We start from the raw sequence: 16,945 nt of genomic DNA on the forward strand, positions 1-16,945 counted from the left end.
TGAAGGTTGCAATCCACACGGTGTTTTGCGATGCGAGCGGAACCTCGTGAACAATACTCCCGAAGCCCTCACGCTGAAAACTCGCGCGGATCGCGCTGCGCTCCTCGGTCGCTTCCTGTGGTGCTTGCGGCTCCGTGCTTCGTTTTCAGCGCTCGCCCTTCGAGTCCACCAGGACCGCACCACTCCACACCGCCCGCACGCCACCGCTGCCGTTACTCCTGCAACAAATCGATCGTGGCGGCCGCGAACGGGACGAGCATCTCGTCGGGGTGCATTCCGCCGTGCATGCCGACATAGGACAGTCCCTCGTCGCTCATGTCGGCGAACCCGTGGCGCGGAACCGCGAGCACATCGGGGCACCGCCGCTCGAACCGCTCGCTCGGCTCGCGGTCGCCGAACAGGTTTTCGGCGAGCAGTTCCTCGCGGGTCACCACCAGCGGATCCAGCGGATCGAGGCCCGTTTCGATCGCCGCGACGAGCGCGTCACGGTGGCCCTCGCGGGCGTGGAACTGGAGGTTGCGCGGCCCGCCGAGCGGCCGGATCGGGTCGCCGTTCGCGTCCCGGCGAAGATGCTCGTCAAGGGCAAGTTCCCGCAGGTCGACGGTCGTCTCGGGCGTCGCGTCGACCTCGCCGTGATCGGCGGTCACGACGAGCAGCGTCCGTTCGGCCACAGCTGGGTCGAGAAGTTCGACCACCTCCCGTTTCAAGGCATTGAGGACGTAGCCGAGCTGGGCGTCGGTCTCGGGATGAGCGACGCCGGCGTAGTGGGCCAGCGAGTCGACGCTCGGCACGTAGAGATAGCAGTACGTCGGGTCGGTCGCCGCCGCCAACTCTTCGCGGACGCGGTAGGCACCCTGCGCGACGTTGTGGTAGTCGCGGTGGCGCGCGCCGCGAGTCGCCTGGCGGGAGTACGACGAGTCCGCCTGGCCCGCCGGGGCGACGATCATCGAATCGCCGGACAGCCGGTCGTACACCGATCGTTCGTCGACTAGCACCGAAGCGTCGGTGTCGTGGAGGTGCGCGATCGGTTCGTCGTCCGCATCGGCGAACGGGAGCGTCTGGAGCGTCGTCCCGAGCTCCTCCGAGTACGCCCACCAGCCGAGCACGCCGTGTTCGACGGGCTGGGTCGCGGTGTTGTGCGTGGTGATCGCTGCCGCCGTCTCCGAGGGGTAGATGCTCGTCAGCGGCGTCACCGTCGCCCGTTCGGCGAGCGTTCCGAGAAACGGGTGATCAGGCCTGGCGCGCCGGAAATGGTTCCAGCCGAACCCATCAACCAGTGCGACGACGACGTGCTCCACTCCCTCGGTGTCGACGCCGTCGAAGACGTCCTCGGGGAGCGGCCGCCTCGCGTCGTCGTCGAACAGCGACAGCACGGTGTCGGCGACGTTCCCGAACGAGTAGTCCTCCCACGCGGGACGAACCATGCCCGGCGCGAGTTCGTCCTCGCGGAGAGTGGCGGCGAGATCGGTTCGAAGCACGAGTCGGAATCACATCGGTGGACAAAGAAGACACCGATCGAACAGGTGTCGCTGCCGTCCGTCCTCGCCGCTCACTCTGTGGTCTGCACGTCTGCCCCCAACCCCGCCAACTCCCCGAAGAAGTCTGGAAAAGAGACGTCGACGTGTTCCGAGCCCGTGATCGTCGTCCCGCCGTCCGCAATCAACCCTGCGACCGCGAGCGCCATCACGATTCGGTGATCACCGCGCCCGTCGACACGCGCTCCCCGGAGGTCGGTGTCGCCGCCGTGGACCGTGAGCGAACCAGGCGTCTCTTCGACCCGTGCGCCCATCGCCGCCAGCTCGTCGGCCATCGCGCTCACCCGATCGGTCTCCTTGTACCGGACGTGTTCGGCGTTCACGAGCCGCATCTCGTCGTCGGCCGCGGCCCCGAGGACCGCGAGCGTCGGGAGGAGGTCGGGCGTGTCGCCCACGTCGACCTCGACGCCCGAGAGTGCGGACCGCCGGACCGTGATGACGCCCGTCTCGCGATCCCACGCGATCTCGGCTCCCATCCGATCGAGGATCTCGACGATGGCGGCGTCGCCCTGGGCGCTCGGGTACGCGCCGTGGACTTCGAGCCCGTCGTCGGCCGCGAGCGCGCCCGCCGCGAGCAGGTACGAGATCGAGGAGAAGTCGCCGGGCACACGATACCGGCCGTCCGCCGCCGCGTACGACTGCCCGTCCGCGACCGCAAAGCCCGCATCGGTCGACCGGGTGTCGATCCCGAAGTCGGCGAGCACCTCGCGGGTGATCTCGACGTAGGGAGCGGACTTGAGTTCGGTTTCGAGGCCGATCTCGATCCCTCCTTCCATGTGTGCGCCGGCCATGAGGAGCGCGGTCACGAACTGCGAGGAGACGTCGCCAGGCATCGAGACCGTCCCGCCCTCGATCGGCCCGCCCACGACGAGCGGTGCCTGACCGTTCGCGCGGGTGCTCTCGGCTCGCCCACCGAGATCGTGGATCGCGTCGAGCAGCGGGCCGTGCGGACGCGAGCGCAGCGAGCCGTCGCCGGTGAGCACGGTGAGACCATCGCCGAGCGCCGCGGCCGCGGTCGTGAGCCGGATCGTCGTGCCGCTGTTAGCGCAGTCGATCACGTCCGCGGGCGTTTCGGGTCGCCCGCCGAACCCCTGGATCGAGAGTTCGTCGTCGGTTTCGGTGACCGTTCCGCCGTAGGCCTCGACGGCGCGCATCGTCGCCCGGGTGTCGGCGCTCACGAGCGGTCGTTCGATTACGGTCTCCCCGTCGGTGTAGCCCGCGGCGAGGATGGCCCGGTGGGTGTAGCTCTTCGACGGCGGCGCGTCGACCCGTCCCCCGACCGCTGATTCGCGGATTTCGGCGTCCATGATCGCCCGCACGGACGGGGATGGTATCAGGCTGCCGACCACGACAACAATCCGTTTATCGAAAACAGCGGACCGGCGTTCAGTGAGGGTTTTCGAAAATAGCTGGCTCGTGTGGGATGACTTCCGACACAAATGAGAACCGTAGTCCACACACTTCCCCAACCGATTCCTTCGCTCGGGCCGCTGGCCCTCACTCAGTCATCCCTCGCACGCGAGTTGCGCGCCGACGAGCGGCGCGCAGCCGCGCGCCACCCCAATGAGCGGATGTGTCCCGACCGACACATCCACGACAATAATCGCGCCCTCAGGTCGAGTGTTGCCGAAGCACTACCGTTTTGTTCGCGCCTGGCGAGGGTCGACCATGGACCCAGACCTCTCCACGCTCGACGAAGCGCTCGACGGGGCCGGCGTCGACGGCTATCTTCTCGACGCCGACTCCGATGTACCGGACCAGCGCTACCTCGCCGGGTTCGACGCGCCCGACCCCTTCGTGACCCTCTACGACGGCGACACACACCTCCTGGTCTCGGCGCTCGAATACGGCCGCGCGAAGACCGCGAGCCGGGCCGACACCGTCGCACGCCACAGCGATTACACCGAGGGGGCCGGCAGCCGGGAGGCCGCCGGCGAGGTGCTCGCGGCGTTCCTCGAAGACCACGACGTCTCGTCCGTCCTCGTCCCGCCGCGCTTCCCGGTCGGGGTCGCCGACGATCTCCGCGAGCGCGACGTCGCGGTGACCAGCGAGGACGACGGCGCGGGGGTCCTCACCGACATCCGAGCCGTGAAGACCGACGAGGAGATCGACCACGTCCGTAGTGCGCAGCGCGCCAACGAGCGCGCGATGGCCGCCGCCGAGGAGCTCCTGCGCGAGGCCACGATCGAGGGCAACCGGCTCGTCCACGACGGCGAGACGCTCACCGCCGAGCGCGTGAAGACCGAAATCGAGACCACCCTCCTCCACGAGGGGTGTGCGCTCTCCGAAACTATCGTCGCGAGCGGTGCGGACGCCGCCGATCCCCACGACCGCGGCAGCGGCCCGATCGCGCCAGGCGAGGCGGTCATCGTCGACATCTTCCCGCAGGACAACGATACGGGCTATCACGCCGACATGACCCGAACGTTCGTGAAGGGCGAGCCGAGCGAGGCGATCGAGGAGTGGTACGATCTCACCGAGGACGCCTTCGAGGCGGCACTCGACGTCGTCGAACCGGGCGCGACGGGAGCCGAGGTCCACGACGCGGTCTGTGACGTCTACGAGGACGCCGGCGAGCCCACGCTCAGAGCAGATCCCGAGACCGAGACAGGGTTCATCCACGGGACGGGCCACGGCGTGGGGCTCGCGGTCCACGAGATGCCGAGCCTGAGCTTCGAGGGTGAGGAACTCGAACCCGGCAACGTCATCACGGTCGAACCGGGGCTCTACGATCCCGATGTCGGCGGCGTGCGGATCGAGGATTTCGTGGTCGTCACGGAGGACGGCTACGAGAACCTGACCGACTACCCGAAGGCGCTCCGGGTCGAGTAACGGGTCAACTTCGACCGCCAATATTTTCAGCCGCGTGACTTTTGGAGAGGACATGCGCCGCCCGCCGATCGACGCGTTCGATCTCGCGCTCGGTGTCTACGTGGGGACGGTCGCGCTCGTCACCGCTGCCGCGGTGACCGGGCGAGGCCTCCTCACCCGGCTGCCGTTCGTGGCTGCTATCGCCGCCCTGCTTGTCGGTTCCAGCATCGCAGCAACTCGGACGAATCCCGTCGTGTGGCTGGTCGAACGCCGCCTCCATTCCGCGCTCGTGTTTGCTCCGACGGCTCCCCTGCTGGCCGTCATGGTCGGAGCTTCGTTCGGCGTCATCTCCTTCGAAACGACTCTTCTGTGGCTCCAGTATCTGCTCCCGCTCGCAGTTGCCGGACTGTTCGTGGCCGTCGTGGCGATGCGCCGCTACGTGGCTCATGTCCGCGAGCACGAGCGCGTTCTCGCCGAGTGGACCGCCGAGCCCGACGCCCGTTACAAATGGGGCGTCCGGACGCTGTTGTTCGTCGGTGCCGTGGCGTTCATCGTTGGCAGCTTCATGATCAGCCTCGAATTCGATACCGAAACGACGTTCCTCACCTCGTTTGGCGGCGTGTTCATCGCTTACGCGGCCTTCACGGGCCGCGAGCGACGATACACGCTTTTCGAGACCGGTCTCGTGGTACACACCTCGGGGACGATGAACGGGGTGTTCGTCCCGCTCGGGCGGCTCCGCTCGGTCACGCGGTCCGACCGCGTACTGACGATTCATCGCCGCCTGCCGTGGCCAATCCCGTTCCGGTGTTCGCTCGCCGCTATCGGGGACCCCGACACCGTCGAATCGACGCTGCGCGAGCGGCTCGGATAGCGGTCGGACAGGCTTTTGCCGCCCGCCAGGAAACGGCGAGCAATGAAACTACTCGTCGTCGGCGCGGGCACGATGGGTCGGTGGTTCGCCGAGACCGTCATTGCGGAACGAGCGGCGGACACCGATGTCGCCTTCACCGACGCCGATTCCGACGCCGCAACCGCCGCTGCCGACGCAATCGACGGACGGACGATACCACTCGACAGCGACGAGCACTTCGATGCGGTCTGTCTCGCGGTCCCGATCTCGGCGATCGAGGAACGCATCGCCGTGCACGCCCTGCAAGCCGACCGCGCGATACTCGACGTCACGGGAGTGATGGCCGCTCCCGTGGCGGCAATGGCCGAACACGCCGCGGACCGCGAGCGGATGAGCGTCCACCCGCTGTTCGCACCCGAGAACGCGCCAGGCACCATTGCCGTGGTCGCCGACGCGCTCGGTCCGGTGACCGACGAGATCCGCACGGCGCTCGCGGTCGAGAACGATCTCTTCGAAACCACACCCGCCGAACACGACGAGGCGATGGCCACGGTACAAGCCCGCACCCACGCCGCAGTGCTCGCCTACGCGCTCGCCGCCGAGGACGTTCGTGAGGAGTTCCACACCCCGATCTCCGGTCCGCTCGATGCGCTCGCCGAGCAAGTTCTCTCGGGCTCACCAGGTGTCTACGGCGAGATTCAAACTGCGTTCGACGGCGCGGAAGCGGTCGCCGCCGCGGCCGAGCGGATCGTCGACGCCGACGGCGAGGAGTTCGAGCAGCTCTACCGCGAGGCACGCGACGCACGCGCTGGGGAGTCGGACGACGAACCGGGCGACGATCCGGCCGGCGGCCGTGAGGTCGAGCGATGAACGACGAGCAGCGCGAGGCGATCCGCTCGAACGCGAAGTACCTCCGTGAGGTCAGACCCGTAGATCCCGAGGAGATCCACGAGTACGTCGACGGCCAGCCCCACCCCGCCGTCGTTCGGACCGTGCTCCGCGAGTCGGCGGTCGATCTCGGACTCGTCGAGCGGGCGGACGGGACCTTCGTTCCAGTTTCCGCAGAGCCGATCGCTCTCGACTTCGAGGGTGTCGAGCGCTTTCCCGAGTCCCACGCCAGGCGGCTCGAAGACATGCTGGTCGAGCGGTACGGGCCGGGATGGCCCGATGGTGAATCCGGCGACGGCCTCCGTGAGCGCATCCGGGCGTTCAAGGAGTCGTATTTCGCGGGTGCACCGGTAGAGTACGACACCGAGACGGCGCTCGCGTACGCGATCTACCACCTCCCGGATTACTACGCCGCGATCCAGTACGTGCTCGCCGATCTCGCCGCCGACGGGCTACTGTCCCGCCGGCTGCGCGTTCTCGACGTGGGCGCTGGCGTCGGCGGTCCCGCCCTCGGACTCGCCGATCTCCTCCCCGACGACGCGCTCGTCGAGTATCACGCAGTCGAGCCGAGTCCCGCCGCCGACGTGCTCGACGCGCTGCTCGACGGGACTGGGAGGAATTTCCGTCCGACGATCCACCGCACCTCGATAGAGGAGTTCGCGTTCGACGACGAGTACGATCTCGTGCTGGCGGCGAACGTGCTGAGCGAGCTCGACGAACCGATCGAAATCGTCGAGCGCGCGCTCGATGCGCTCAGCGAGGATGGCTCGCTGGTCGCACTCGCCCCCGCCGACCGCGAGACGTCGATCGGTCTTCGGGAGGTCGAGCGAAGCGTGGCCGACGAGGGGTCGGCGACGATCTACGCGCCGTCGGTGCGGCTGTGGCCAGGCCATGCGCCGGCCGACCGCGGCTGGTCGTTCGACGTGCAATCCGATCTCGCCGTGCCACCGTTTCAACGCCGCCTCGACGAGGCAGCGAGCGGTCCCGACGCCGAGCCAGGCGAGTTCGTGAACGTCGATGTCCAGTACTCCTCCTCGATACTCCGCACCGACGGCCGGCGACGGATCGAGTTCACGCCCGACGCAAACCGTACGGCGAAGATGGCCGAATCGGAGGGCCACGTCTCCGAACGAGTCGATCTCGTGGCCGCGAAACTCAGCCACTCGCTCGCGGCGGGCGACAACCCGCTGTTCAAGATCAGCGACGGCAGCGAACGAACCGACCACTACGCGGTCTGCGTGCGCGAGTCGGCGCTCAATCGTGACCTGTTGGCAGCGGAGTACGGTGCACTATTGCGATTCGAGAACGGTCTCTTGCTCTGGAACGACGACGAGGAGGCCTACAACCTCGTGGTCGACGGCGAGACGGTCGTCGACCGGATTCCCGTATGACGTGCTGTGCAGTCGGTGGCTGTGCCAGGACGCAGGAACGTTCGCTGGTTGCATCCGAGTGAAACGGGTTCCGTCCCACAGTATTTACCGATCGCCCACGAGAGCGGGACATGACCCAGAAGGTCCTCTTCGATACCGATCCCGGCTGTGACGACGCCGTCGCGCTCGCGCTCGCGCTCGCGAGCGACGAGATCGAGGTCGTCGGCGTGAGCACCGTCGCCGGCAACACTACCGTCGCAAACACCACGCACAACGCGCTCGCGATCCTCGAACTCCTCGATCGAACCGACGTGCCCGTGGCGCGTGGCTGCGCCGGTCCGCTGTGTCGCGACCTCGAAACCGCAGAAGAGATCCACGGGCCGGAAGGGATCACCGGCAACCCGCCCGAACCGACGAGCGAGCCCGTGAGCCAGCACGGCGTCGAGTTCATCCGCGACCGCGTCCGCGAGTACGGCGACGACCTCACGATCGTCGCGATCGGCCCCCAGACCAACCTCGCGACCGCGATCGCGATCGACGAGGACCTCCCCGCGACCGTCGACGACATCTACCTGATGGGCGGTGCGGCGCTGTGTCCCGGCAACGTCACCCCGGCGGCGGAGTTCAACTTCTACGTCGATCCCGAGGCCGTCTCTCGGGTGTTCCGTGGCGCGACGCCCAAGGTGGTCGGCCTCGACGTCACCGAGGCAGCGACGATTCCGGTTGCGACGATCGAGGAACTCGTGGCGGAAGACGAGCCCCAGCGCACGCTCGGCGCGTGGCTCGGGTACAGCGAGATCGATGCGATCCGCGATGGCGCGCTCGCTGGCGACCAAGCGATCCACGACGCGACCGTGATCGTCGACATCCTCGACGACGTGCTCGATTACCGGGAGGTACCGGTCGCAGTCGGCACTGGCGACGGCCCCTTCCGTGGGGCGATCGCGCCCGACATCGATGGGGCGACCGACGACCTTCCGAACACGCAGGTCGCACTCGACGTCGACGAGGCGACCCACCGCGATCGGATCGTCGACGGGATTCGCGGGCTGTAGTCGGGCCTCGCCGGTGCGCTTTTGCGACCCCCGCCCGGATGCGGCGCATGCACGTTCTCCTGACGAACGACGACGGGATCGAGAGCACGGGCCTCCAGGTGCTCTACGAGGCCCTCGACGAAGCCTGTGAGGTCACGGTCGTCGCGCCCGCCGACGACCAGAGCGCGGTCGGGCGCACCCTCTCGAACCGCGTCACCGTCGAGGAACACGAGTTGGGCTATGCGGTCGACGGGACACCCGCCGACTGCGTGGTGGTGGGTGTCGGCTCGCTCTGTCCCGACATCGATCTCGTGGTGTCGGGCTGCAACCAGGGCGCGAACCTCGGCGAGTACGTCCTCGGCCGCTCCGGTACTGTCAGCGCCGCGGTCGAGGCAACCTTCTTCGATGTGCCCGCGATCGCGGTCTCGCTCTACATCCCCGGCGGCGACATCGACTTCCGGGAGTACGCCGCCCGCGAGGCCGAGTACGGCGAGGCGATTCGGGCGACGACACACCTCGTCGACAACGCCACCGGCAACGGCGTGTTCGAGCACGCCGACTACCTCAACGTGAACGCGCCGATCCCCGAGCGCGCGACCGGCGATCGCGCCGCGATGGAGACCACCCGTCCCTCGACGGTCTACGAGATGGACGCCGTCCGCGACGGTTCGACCATCACCCTCAGCGATCACATCTGGCAGCGCATGGACGAAGGCGACGTCCCCGACCCGGAAGGCACCGACCGCCGTGCGGTGGTCGAGGGTCGGGTGAGCATCTCGCCGTTGACCGCACCCCACACCACCGAACACCACGACACGCTCGATGCGGTGTGTGCGGCGTACGGCGACGGCGGGTGAATCGACACCGGCCCCGCTCGACGTTCCCGGTGATCGTCTCGGTCAAAGCAATCATGATCCACGGTAACGATTATTGTGGTAGCCATCGAAGTCCGTACGCACTCCCGACGAGGCCAACGAGCGATGGGTGGTGGCGTCGAACGGAGCGCGACGGAGGCGAGACAATGTCAACGACAGAAACAAACACGGAACTCGTCCGGCGCTATCTGAACGCGTTCAACGAGCGGGACGAGGACACACTTTCGGAACTCCTCGCAGAGGACGTCGTCGAGCACGGGGCGCAGGAGGAGCTGCACGGCCACGAGGAGATCCTCGCGTACCTCGACGCACATTTCGAGACGTTCCCGGACTACTCGGGGACGACCGACGCCGTGATCGCAGAAGACGATACGGTCGCCGTCCGATACACGGTCAGCGGGACTCACACGGGCGAGTATCGGGACGTCGAGCCGACGGGCCACACGGCCGAGTGGACCGGGATGGCCACCTACCGGATCGACGGCGACGAGATCGCGGAGATCTGGCTCGAAGAGGATCGGCTCGGTCTGCTCGAACAGCTCGAAGTCGTCGATCCGCCCGCACATCTGCGGATCTGACTTCTCACTCGCGGTCTCTCCGTGAGGGTCGAGTTCGCGCTCGACCGAAGGGAATGACGCTACGTTCGCCGATTGCTGCTGTGACGGACGGCGGTCGGCGTCATCGGTTGTCGCGCTGCTCGACCTTGTTGAGTTCGATCAGCAGCCGGAAAGTCGCCTTCACGAGGTTGTCGTCGACGCCGAAGCGTTGGGCGTTCTCGCCGGCGCGTTCCATCACGCGTTCCTCCTGTCGCTCGTCGGTCGTCGGAAGGTCGCGCTCGCGCTTGACATCGGCGACCGTCTCGGCGACGTACGTGCGTCGCGCAATGAGTTCGACCAGTTCCTGGTCGATGGACTCGATCTCCGCCCGCAGCTCGTCGAGGCTCATCCCGTCCATGCACCGTCGGTCCGGGTCGTCGTCAGCCATGTATGTCCCTCGTACTCGTCCCACGCCTCTTGTACCTTCTCGACTCCGGATCGGTCGCCGACCGCGACGTAGCTCGGGCCGGTCCCGGAGAGCGAAACCCCTTCGACGCTCCCGAGTGCAGTGATCGCCGGCTCGGTCGGGAAGTCGAGCGCCGCACAGAACGCGAGACCGTTCACGGTCATCGCCCGCTCGTACTCGCCGGCGAGCGCGAGATCGGTCGCCACCCTCACGACTGGTGCGACCCGCTCGCACCGCGCGGTATCGGCGTCGGCACTGAACGCGCGCTCGTCGGGCGTCCACACCGCAACGTCCCACGCGATCGTCTCGCGCGCGAGGAGTTCGTCGCTCGTGTTGTCCGTGACGGTGACACCACCGAGCATGCTCGCGCTCGCGTCGTCGAACGCACCCGTCACAGTGACGCCAGCCTCGCGGGCGGCGCGTACGCCGAGCCTGGCGGCCCTCTCGCGCGATACTGCCACCGTGCTGCCGTCCGGTGTGTGTCCTTCGCCGTCGTCGATCGCCACGCCGAGCGCGTCGAGCGTCGCCAACACGGTGGCGTTCGCCGCAGCACTCGAACTCTTCAAGCCGGCAGCCATCGGCACCTCGCTTTCGGTGTGGACGTGCCCCCCCTCACCGTCACCGTACTCCGCGATAACGAGTTCGACGCACCGCTCGATCAGCCGGGTGTCGGCGTCCGGTGCGCCGTCGATCTCACCGGTGACACCCCCTTCGTCGTGGAGTTCGACCGTCGCGGCTGTCTCGCGATCGATGGCGAACGCCGCGCCGCAACCGGTGGCGAGCGCGTTCACGATCGTGCCCGCAGCCGGCGCGCTCGCACGTCCGTGCATGTGGAAGGCTCCCGGACAGTCGCACTTACCGCTGCCGGTCGGCGTTCGAGCACGTCGCTTTTGCTGGTGGCGTCGCTACTGTCCGCATGAGCCAGCGCAGCGAGTTCTCGCCGGATACCCTTCCAGTGGATCTCACCGATGCTGGGATCGTGGTGGAGTACACCGATGGCCGCGAGGTGTTCTACGGCGGCGTTCCCGAGACGGTCACCGGCGAGCTCACGACCGCACCGGGCAAGGAGGTCCACGTCCTCGTCACCGATCCCACCGAAACCGAAGGTGTACTGGTCTACGTCAACGACCGGACGACCGCCGACTCGATCATCGCGGACACGGGCGTGGGACGCGTCCTGCTGGATCAGGACGAGGAGACCACGCTGTTCCCGGGCGTGAGCGTCCACGAGACGGGCTATCGAACGATCGTCGACGCCGACCCCGAGACCGCCCGTGGCCGAGTGTTCGTCTTCGAGGAAGACGACATGGGCGAACGATCCTTCGAGATCGTCGAGAGCGAGTGACCCGTCGAACGGCTTCGAGAGCCGTGTGTTCGCGTCATACAGATTCGAGGGTATGTATTTACCCGAAAGACGTTGTTCTCGAACAACTTCGGTTCCGATGACGTTCGACCGGACCGATCTATTATGGCTCCGGCAGTCGTTACTGGCGGAAGTCTGCCGATCACACCGTGCATTGATAGATAAACACAACCACGGTAATGCGTCGGCGGAGCAAACCCGCAGAATAATTATTATATACCGGCGCGAATCAGGGCCGTGTCCGAACCAGAGACTACGGAGATCGAACCGGGGGCGTCGGAGACCGACGGCGGAGAATCGTTGTACGAGCGCCTCGGGGGTGCGTACGGCATTGCTGGAGCGGTAGACGATCTGGTCGATCGACTGTACGAGAACGACGCCGCCAACCAGAACCCCGCGGTGCAGGAGTTCCACGAGGAGGGCGGGAAGGCGGGCTTCAAGTACCTCGTGACGGCGTGGTCCATCGAGGCAACCGGCGGCCCGGAGATCTATCCGGGCCGCGACATGGACGAAGCACACGCCGATCTCGATGTCAGCGAACACGACTTCGATATCGTCGCCACGTCGATTCGACAGAGCCTCCATCAGGTGGGCGTGCCTGAAGAGGAAGAAGCGGAGTTCATGGAGATCATCGAGAGCTACCGGGACATGGTGGTCGCCGACCGCGACTACGACGAGGACGAAATCCCGGACTTCGTCGAGAGTCCGACTTCCTACTAGCGACGACCGGTGGTATCGAGCACATCGTTGCACGATCGGACGTCCAGCAGAACGCCGAGGAGTAGCGGACCGATCGGAGGAAGGAGAGGCCGTCGGGCGGTTCAGATTCCGGGGACGCCGAGCGCGTCCGGCGTGACGAACCCGACCGTCGCGAGCACGTACGCTACGATGAAGACCACGACCCATGCGACGAGACCGATCCCGGCCGCGGCGACCCAGCCGCCGGGATAGCGCCAGTTGATGACGCCGATCCAGATAACGAGCATCAGCAACGGCCCGAGAAGCGGGATCCAGCCGACGAAGAAACTCACCAAACCCCACACTAGCGCGCCGATCAGAGCCGTGATGGCGGCGTTGACGTAGCCGACGTCACGGTCGGCGACGAGTCGAACCCCGGCGTAAATTCCTACTGTCCCGAGGATCAGACTGAGGAGAAAGAAGATGACGCTGTCGAGGACCGCCATCAGTCCGGCCTCCAGTCCATCGTGATCGTCACCGACTCACGACGGCCACGAAGGATCGAGGAACTCTCCCGTGCCCCGACCTCGAAGCCGATGACCGAGGGCGGACGAAGCGAGATCGTCTTGTTGCCGATATCGACGTCGAAATCCTCGCCCGATTCGAGATCGTCCGCGATCTCGCGGAGGCGGTCGGCGGCCTCGGTCCGGTCGAGTTCGTCCTCGTCGATGTTCTTTTCCGCCATACTCCCGACTACGCGACGATTCGGATTAAGTATTACGCCGATTAATAGTGGTAATCGAATATCGCTCCCGACACGACCTAACGACGACGCGATCGGCCGAACAGGCGGGATTCAGGAATCCGGCCGTTACTGGATGTAACTCGGGTCCTCGGCGTCGCAGTTCGACTCGTGCTGTGTCGCGTCCTCGGTGTCGTCGAACATGAGCCCGCACTCCTCGCACTCGTACCACGTCGTGCCGTCGCGCTCGGTTTCGACCACCATGTCGTGATTTCGGTCGCCGACCATCAAATACGTTACTCCGGGTGGGAACGCTGAAGACGGTCGGTCCACAAGCCGCAGTATGTCCGGTGCGGACGACGACGGCGTCGAACTCACGGTGTCTGGCGCACAGAAACGCGACGCGGGACGGGGGGTGGCGCGACTCCCCGAATCCGCGCGGCGCTCGCTGGGCGTCCTCAGCGGCGACACCGTCGTAGTCGTTGGCGAACACGCCACCGTGGCGAAGGTCTGGCCCGCTGGGGGCGATCTCGCCGGCGATGCAGTCCGGATCGACGCCGATACCCGGACCAACGCCGGCGTGAACGTCGGTGATACGGTCCGTGTCCGACCGGTGTCGGTCGCCGACGCCGATCGGATCACGATCGACGTTCCGGGATCGGTCGACGCCGCAGCCGACGATCTCGCGGCGCTGATCAAACGTGCACTGCTCGATCGCCCGATCAAGGCGGGCGAGCAGTTCCGGATCGAGCGCCTCGGACCGACGGCCTTTTCGATCACCGCAACACGCCCGGAGGGCACCGTTCGGGTGACGCGGGAGACGCGGGTCACGACCCGCAGCGGGAGCGCGGCGTCGAGCGAGCCTGCCCAGACGGGGGCCACCGGTGACGCAGGGACGGCTCCCGCGACCGACACGACCGGCGGCGACGGCGCGCCCCGGGTGGCCTACGAGGACATCGGCGGCCTCGACGACGAACTCGATCAAGTGCGAGAAATGATCGAACTCCCCCTCTCCGAGCCCGAACTGTTCCAGGAGCTGGGGATCGATCCACCCTCCGGCGTGCTGCTCTACGGGCCGCCCGGAACCGGGAAGACGCTGATCGCGCGGGCGGTGGCAGGCGAGGTCGACGCCCACTTCTCGACCATCTCGGGACCGGAAATCGTCTCGAAGTACAAAGGTGAGTCGGAGGAGAAGCTCCGCGAAGCGTTCGACGCCGCGGCCGCGAACGAGCCCGCCGTCGTGTTCATCGACGAGATCGATTCGATCGGCGGCGCGCGCGGCGACGACGCCGACATGGAGACCCGGGTGGTGGCCCAGCTACTGACGCTGATGGATGGGCTGGAGGATCGGGGCCGAGTGGTCGTGATCGGCGCGACCAACCGGGTCGACGCGATCGATCCCGCACTCCGGCGGGGCGGCCGGTTCGACAGGGAAATAGAGATCGGCGTGCCAGGGGAGGTGGGCCGACGCGAGATCCTCGACGTCCACACCCGCTCGATGCCGCTCGCCGAGGACGTCTCGCTCGATCGGCTCGCCGGCCGGACCCACGGGTTCGTCGGGGCGGACCTCGAATCGCTCGCGGTCGAGGCCGCGATGGCCGCGCTCCGGGGCCGCGACGAGCGCGACGAACTCGACGTCACGCGGGCGGATTTCGAGCGCGCGATGGCGGCCGTCGACCCCTCCGCGATGCGCGAGTACGTCGCCGAAACTCCTGACGTGGGGTTCGAGGATGTCGGCGGGCTCGACGCCGCGAAACAGACCCTCACCGAGGCGGTCGAGTGGCCGCTCTCGTACGGTGCGCTATTTGAAGCGGCCGCGACCGATCCGCCCGCCGGCGTGTTGCTCTACGGGCCGCCCGGCACCGGGAAGACGATGCTCGCCCGCGCGCTCGCCGGCGAGAGCGACGTCAACTTCATCTCGGTCGCGGGCCCCGAGATCCTCGATCGCTACGTCGGGGAGAGTGAGAAAGCAGTCCGTGAGGTGTTCGATCGGGCGCGCCAGGCCGCGCCCGCGATCGTCTTCTTCGACGAGATCGACGCGATCGCTGGCGGGCGCGGCGAGAAACACGAAGTCACCGAGCGGGTGGTCTCCCAGCTCCTGACCGAGATCGACGGGCTCGCGGAGAACCCCAATCTGATGGTGCTCGCCGCCACCAACCGCCGGGACGCGATCGATCCCGCACTCCTCCGCCCAGGCCGGATCGAGTCCCACGTCGAGGTCCCCGCGCCTGACGAGGCCGCCAGACGCGCGATCCTCGGCGTCCACACCCGCGAGAAGCCGGTCGCCGACGACGTCGATCTCGACGCGCTGGCCGCCGATCTCGTGGGCTACTCCGGCGCGGATATCGAGGCGCTCTGTCGATCGGCCTCGATGCGTGCGATCCGCGAGATCGCGGGTGCGTACGATCCCGAGGAGGCCGAAACGCACGCCGACGAAATCCGTATCACGGAAGAACACTTCGAAGCCGCACGCGAGTCCGTCGAGCCGACCTTCGAGTCAGCTACCCACGAGTAAACTCGTGGGCTTGTCGGTGGACGCCCGCTTCAGCCGGTGCGCCATCGCTGACGGGTTCGGCAGGTTCAAACGAACCGTTTGCGGAAAGCATCCCCGACTTCAGGGCCAACTGACGGGTGGCCCATCCATCCCGAGACTTCTGCCCGGAACGGACGTGTTTGCGAGCGATGTTCTTCGCCGCGTTGTAGTCGGCGTGGAGTTCGTAGCCGCACTTCCGGCAGGAAAAAGAGTCGCCGTCACGGTTCTCCGAAAGCGTGGTTCCACACCGCGAACACCGTTGCGAAGTGTACGCTGGGTTGATTTGCTCGACCGAGATACCACGTTCTTCGGCCTTGTACGCCGTATAGTCGAACAGTCGCCGGAACGTCCATGCGTGGAACTTCTTGGCGTTCGCCATGCGGTCGCGGATGTCGGTCAAGTCCTCGAACGCGATGGTCGAGCAACCGTGCTTGACGGCTTCGGCGACGAGTGTTTTCGATTCGCGGTGCAACAGGTCTTCGACCCATCGCCATTCGCGGCCGCTGAGGCGGTGTAACGTGTCGTAAGCCGACTCCGTACCCGTTTGCTGAAGGTCGCCGCGCACCTGCTCGAATTGCCGTCGTCGGTGGTTGATGTAGTCCGCCGATTCACCGAACAGTCCGGTGGACGTAACGGCGAGATGCCCGTCAACGTTGAGGTCAACCCCGAGAACCGTTCCGTTCCCAGTGGTTGTCGAATCCTCATCGTTGTCGTACTGACGAAGGCCGACGTGTAGGTAGAACTCATCCGTCCGTTCACGGTACTGGAGCGTACTCGTGCGGAACTCAAAATCCCCGTTCAAGAGGTACTTCGCGTGGGGCGTGTCGCGCTCGGTATCACACGGCAGGACGTACTCACATTCGACGCGCCCGTTGACCGTCGAAAGCGAAGCGTGGTCACGGTAGAACGTCGCACTCCGCTTGTCGTACACGACGCTCGGAGCGTCGAAGAAGGGTTACGAAGTACGCTTTCGCTTCGCCCATCTATCGACGCCGGACTTGACGGCTTCGATGGCGCGGCGAGTGGCTTTCTGAACGAGGTTCGCCGTCAGGTCGGTGTCGTCGCGGAGCGAGTCGTACATCGCCCGCTCCGCTTTCGCCTTCGACGTAACACATTCGTCGCGGTAGCTGTTGTGCCACGCGAAGTCACTCGTACGGTTCGCGCAGTAGAGGAACTGGTCAACCGTTTCGTGGAGGTCATTGCGCCGCTCGTCGGGAACGTTGAGCTTGACGGGGACGGTACGGCGGATCTCCATCGACAC

At 66.5% G+C, this 16,945-nt stretch carries 17 protein-coding genes and 1 pseudogene; 10 read left to right on the forward strand and 8 right to left on the reverse strand.

Annotated elements, in window-relative coordinates; genetic code table 11:
* Window positions 1–212: 212 nt before the first annotated feature.
* Both C449_RS02095 and aroA read right to left on the reverse strand, forming a co-directional pair.
* Window positions 213–1,478, reverse strand: a complete 1,266-nt coding sequence (locus tag C449_RS02095; RefSeq protein WP_006076228.1) for an alkaline phosphatase family protein — start codon at window positions 1,476–1,478, stop codon at window positions 213–215.
* Window positions 1,479–1,549: 71 nt separating this feature from the next.
* Window positions 1,550–2,842: a 3-phosphoshikimate 1-carboxyvinyltransferase gene (aroA, locus tag C449_RS02100; RefSeq protein WP_006076229.1), complete on the reverse strand. Its 1,293-nt coding sequence runs from the start codon at window positions 2,840–2,842 to the stop codon at window positions 1,550–1,552.
* Window positions 2,843–3,203: 361 nt separating this feature from the next.
* Between aroA and C449_RS02105 the strand changes: the two genes are divergently transcribed.
* From C449_RS02105 to C449_RS02135, 7 genes are all read left to right on the forward strand, one after another.
* Window positions 3,204–4,367, forward strand: a complete 1,164-nt coding sequence (locus tag C449_RS02105; RefSeq protein ID WP_006076230.1) for a M24 family metallopeptidase — start codon at window positions 3,204–3,206, stop codon at window positions 4,365–4,367.
* Window positions 4,368–4,419: 52 nt separating this feature from the next.
* Complete coding sequence (locus tag C449_RS02110; protein ID WP_006076231.1) at window positions 4,420–5,220, forward strand: hypothetical protein; 801 nt, start codon at window positions 4,420–4,422, stop codon at window positions 5,218–5,220.
* 42 nt (window positions 5,221–5,262) lie between these two features.
* The gene (locus tag C449_RS02115; RefSeq protein WP_006076232.1) at window positions 5,263–6,069 is read left to right on the forward strand and encodes a prephenate dehydrogenase/arogenate dehydrogenase family protein; all 807 of its coding nucleotides are present in this window, start codon (window positions 5,263–5,265) and stop codon (window positions 6,067–6,069) included.
* Window positions 6,066–7,478 carry a small ribosomal subunit Rsm22 family protein gene (locus tag C449_RS02120; protein WP_006076233.1) on the forward strand — a complete coding sequence of 471 codons (1,413 nt, stop codon included), beginning with the start codon at window positions 6,066–6,068 and terminating at the stop codon, window positions 7,476–7,478. Before C449_RS02115 ends, C449_RS02120 begins: the two co-directional genes overlap by 4 nt.
* A 110-nt stretch (window positions 7,479–7,588) precedes the next feature.
* Complete coding sequence (locus C449_RS02125) at window positions 7,589–8,512, forward strand: nucleoside hydrolase (RefSeq protein ID WP_006076234.1); 924 nt, start codon at window positions 7,589–7,591, stop codon at window positions 8,510–8,512.
* A gap of 47 nt (window positions 8,513–8,559) precedes the next feature.
* Window positions 8,560–9,348 carry a 5'/3'-nucleotidase SurE gene (surE, locus tag C449_RS02130; protein WP_006076235.1) on the forward strand — a complete coding sequence of 263 codons (789 nt, stop codon included), beginning with the start codon at window positions 8,560–8,562 and terminating at the stop codon, window positions 9,346–9,348.
* A 164-nt stretch (window positions 9,349–9,512) separates the two neighbouring features.
* Window positions 9,513–9,944 carry an ester cyclase gene (locus C449_RS02135; RefSeq protein WP_006076236.1) on the forward strand — a complete coding sequence of 144 codons (432 nt, stop codon included), beginning with the start codon at window positions 9,513–9,515 and terminating at the stop codon, window positions 9,942–9,944.
* 100 nt (window positions 9,945–10,044) lie between these two features.
* Here the strand turns inward: C449_RS02135 and C449_RS02140 are convergent, their stop codons facing one another.
* Together C449_RS02140 and C449_RS02145 are read right to left on the reverse strand one after the other, a co-directional pair.
* Window positions 10,045–10,350, reverse strand: coding sequence for a chorismate mutase (locus tag C449_RS02140; protein ID WP_049913828.1), 306 nt, complete (start codon window positions 10,348–10,350; stop codon window positions 10,045–10,047).
* Window positions 10,308–11,198 (reverse strand): shikimate kinase, encoded by an 891-nt coding sequence (locus C449_RS02145; protein WP_006076238.1) that lies wholly within the window; start codon window positions 11,196–11,198, stop codon window positions 10,308–10,310. The genes C449_RS02140 and C449_RS02145 overlap by 43 nt, the downstream gene beginning before the upstream one ends.
* Window positions 11,199–11,284: 86 nt before the next feature.
* On the opposite strand from C449_RS02145, the gene C449_RS02150 reads away from it, so the two are divergent.
* Window positions 11,285–11,713: a DUF5796 family protein gene (locus C449_RS02150; RefSeq protein WP_006076239.1), complete on the forward strand. Its 429-nt coding sequence runs from the start codon at window positions 11,285–11,287 to the stop codon at window positions 11,711–11,713.
* A 255-nt stretch (window positions 11,714–11,968) separates the two neighbouring features.
* Window positions 11,969–12,451 carry a group I truncated hemoglobin gene (locus C449_RS02155; protein ID WP_006076240.1) on the forward strand — a complete coding sequence of 161 codons (483 nt, stop codon included), beginning with the start codon at window positions 11,969–11,971 and terminating at the stop codon, window positions 12,449–12,451.
* 101 nt (window positions 12,452–12,552) lie between these two features.
* Here the strand turns inward: C449_RS02155 and C449_RS02160 are convergent, their stop codons facing one another.
* From C449_RS02160 to C449_RS18780, 3 genes are all read right to left on the reverse strand, one after another.
* Window positions 12,553–12,915 carry a hypothetical protein gene (locus tag C449_RS02160; RefSeq protein ID WP_006076241.1) on the reverse strand — a complete coding sequence of 121 codons (363 nt, stop codon included), beginning with the start codon at window positions 12,913–12,915 and terminating at the stop codon, window positions 12,553–12,555.
* Window positions 12,915–13,154 carry an amphi-Trp domain-containing protein gene (locus C449_RS02165; RefSeq protein ID WP_006076242.1) on the reverse strand — a complete coding sequence of 80 codons (240 nt, stop codon included), beginning with the start codon at window positions 13,152–13,154 and terminating at the stop codon, window positions 12,915–12,917. The genes C449_RS02160 and C449_RS02165 overlap by 1 nt, the downstream gene beginning before the upstream one ends.
* 126 nt (window positions 13,155–13,280) lie before the next feature.
* Complete coding sequence (locus C449_RS18780; protein WP_006076243.1) at window positions 13,281–13,415, reverse strand: DUF7128 family protein; 135 nt, start codon at window positions 13,413–13,415, stop codon at window positions 13,281–13,283.
* 79 nt (window positions 13,416–13,494) lie between these two features.
* Between C449_RS18780 and C449_RS02175 the strand changes: the two genes are divergently transcribed.
* Entirely contained in the window at window positions 13,495–15,666 is a 2,172-nt protein-coding gene (locus C449_RS02175; protein ID WP_006076244.1) for an AAA family ATPase, read from the forward strand.
* On the opposite strand, the pseudogene C449_RS02180 reads toward C449_RS02175, so the two are convergent.
* Window positions 15,649–16,939: pseudogene (locus C449_RS02180) on the reverse strand (RNA-guided endonuclease InsQ/TnpB family protein). The gene C449_RS02175 and the pseudogene C449_RS02180 sit on opposite strands and share 18 nt — an antisense overlap.
* Window positions 16,940–16,945 lie beyond the last annotated feature (6 nt).

The sequence above is a fragment of the Halococcus saccharolyticus DSM 5350 genome (assembly GCF_000336915.1).
GTDB classification, from domain to species: domain Archaea; phylum Halobacteriota; class Halobacteria; order Halobacteriales; family Halococcaceae; genus Halococcus; species Halococcus saccharolyticus.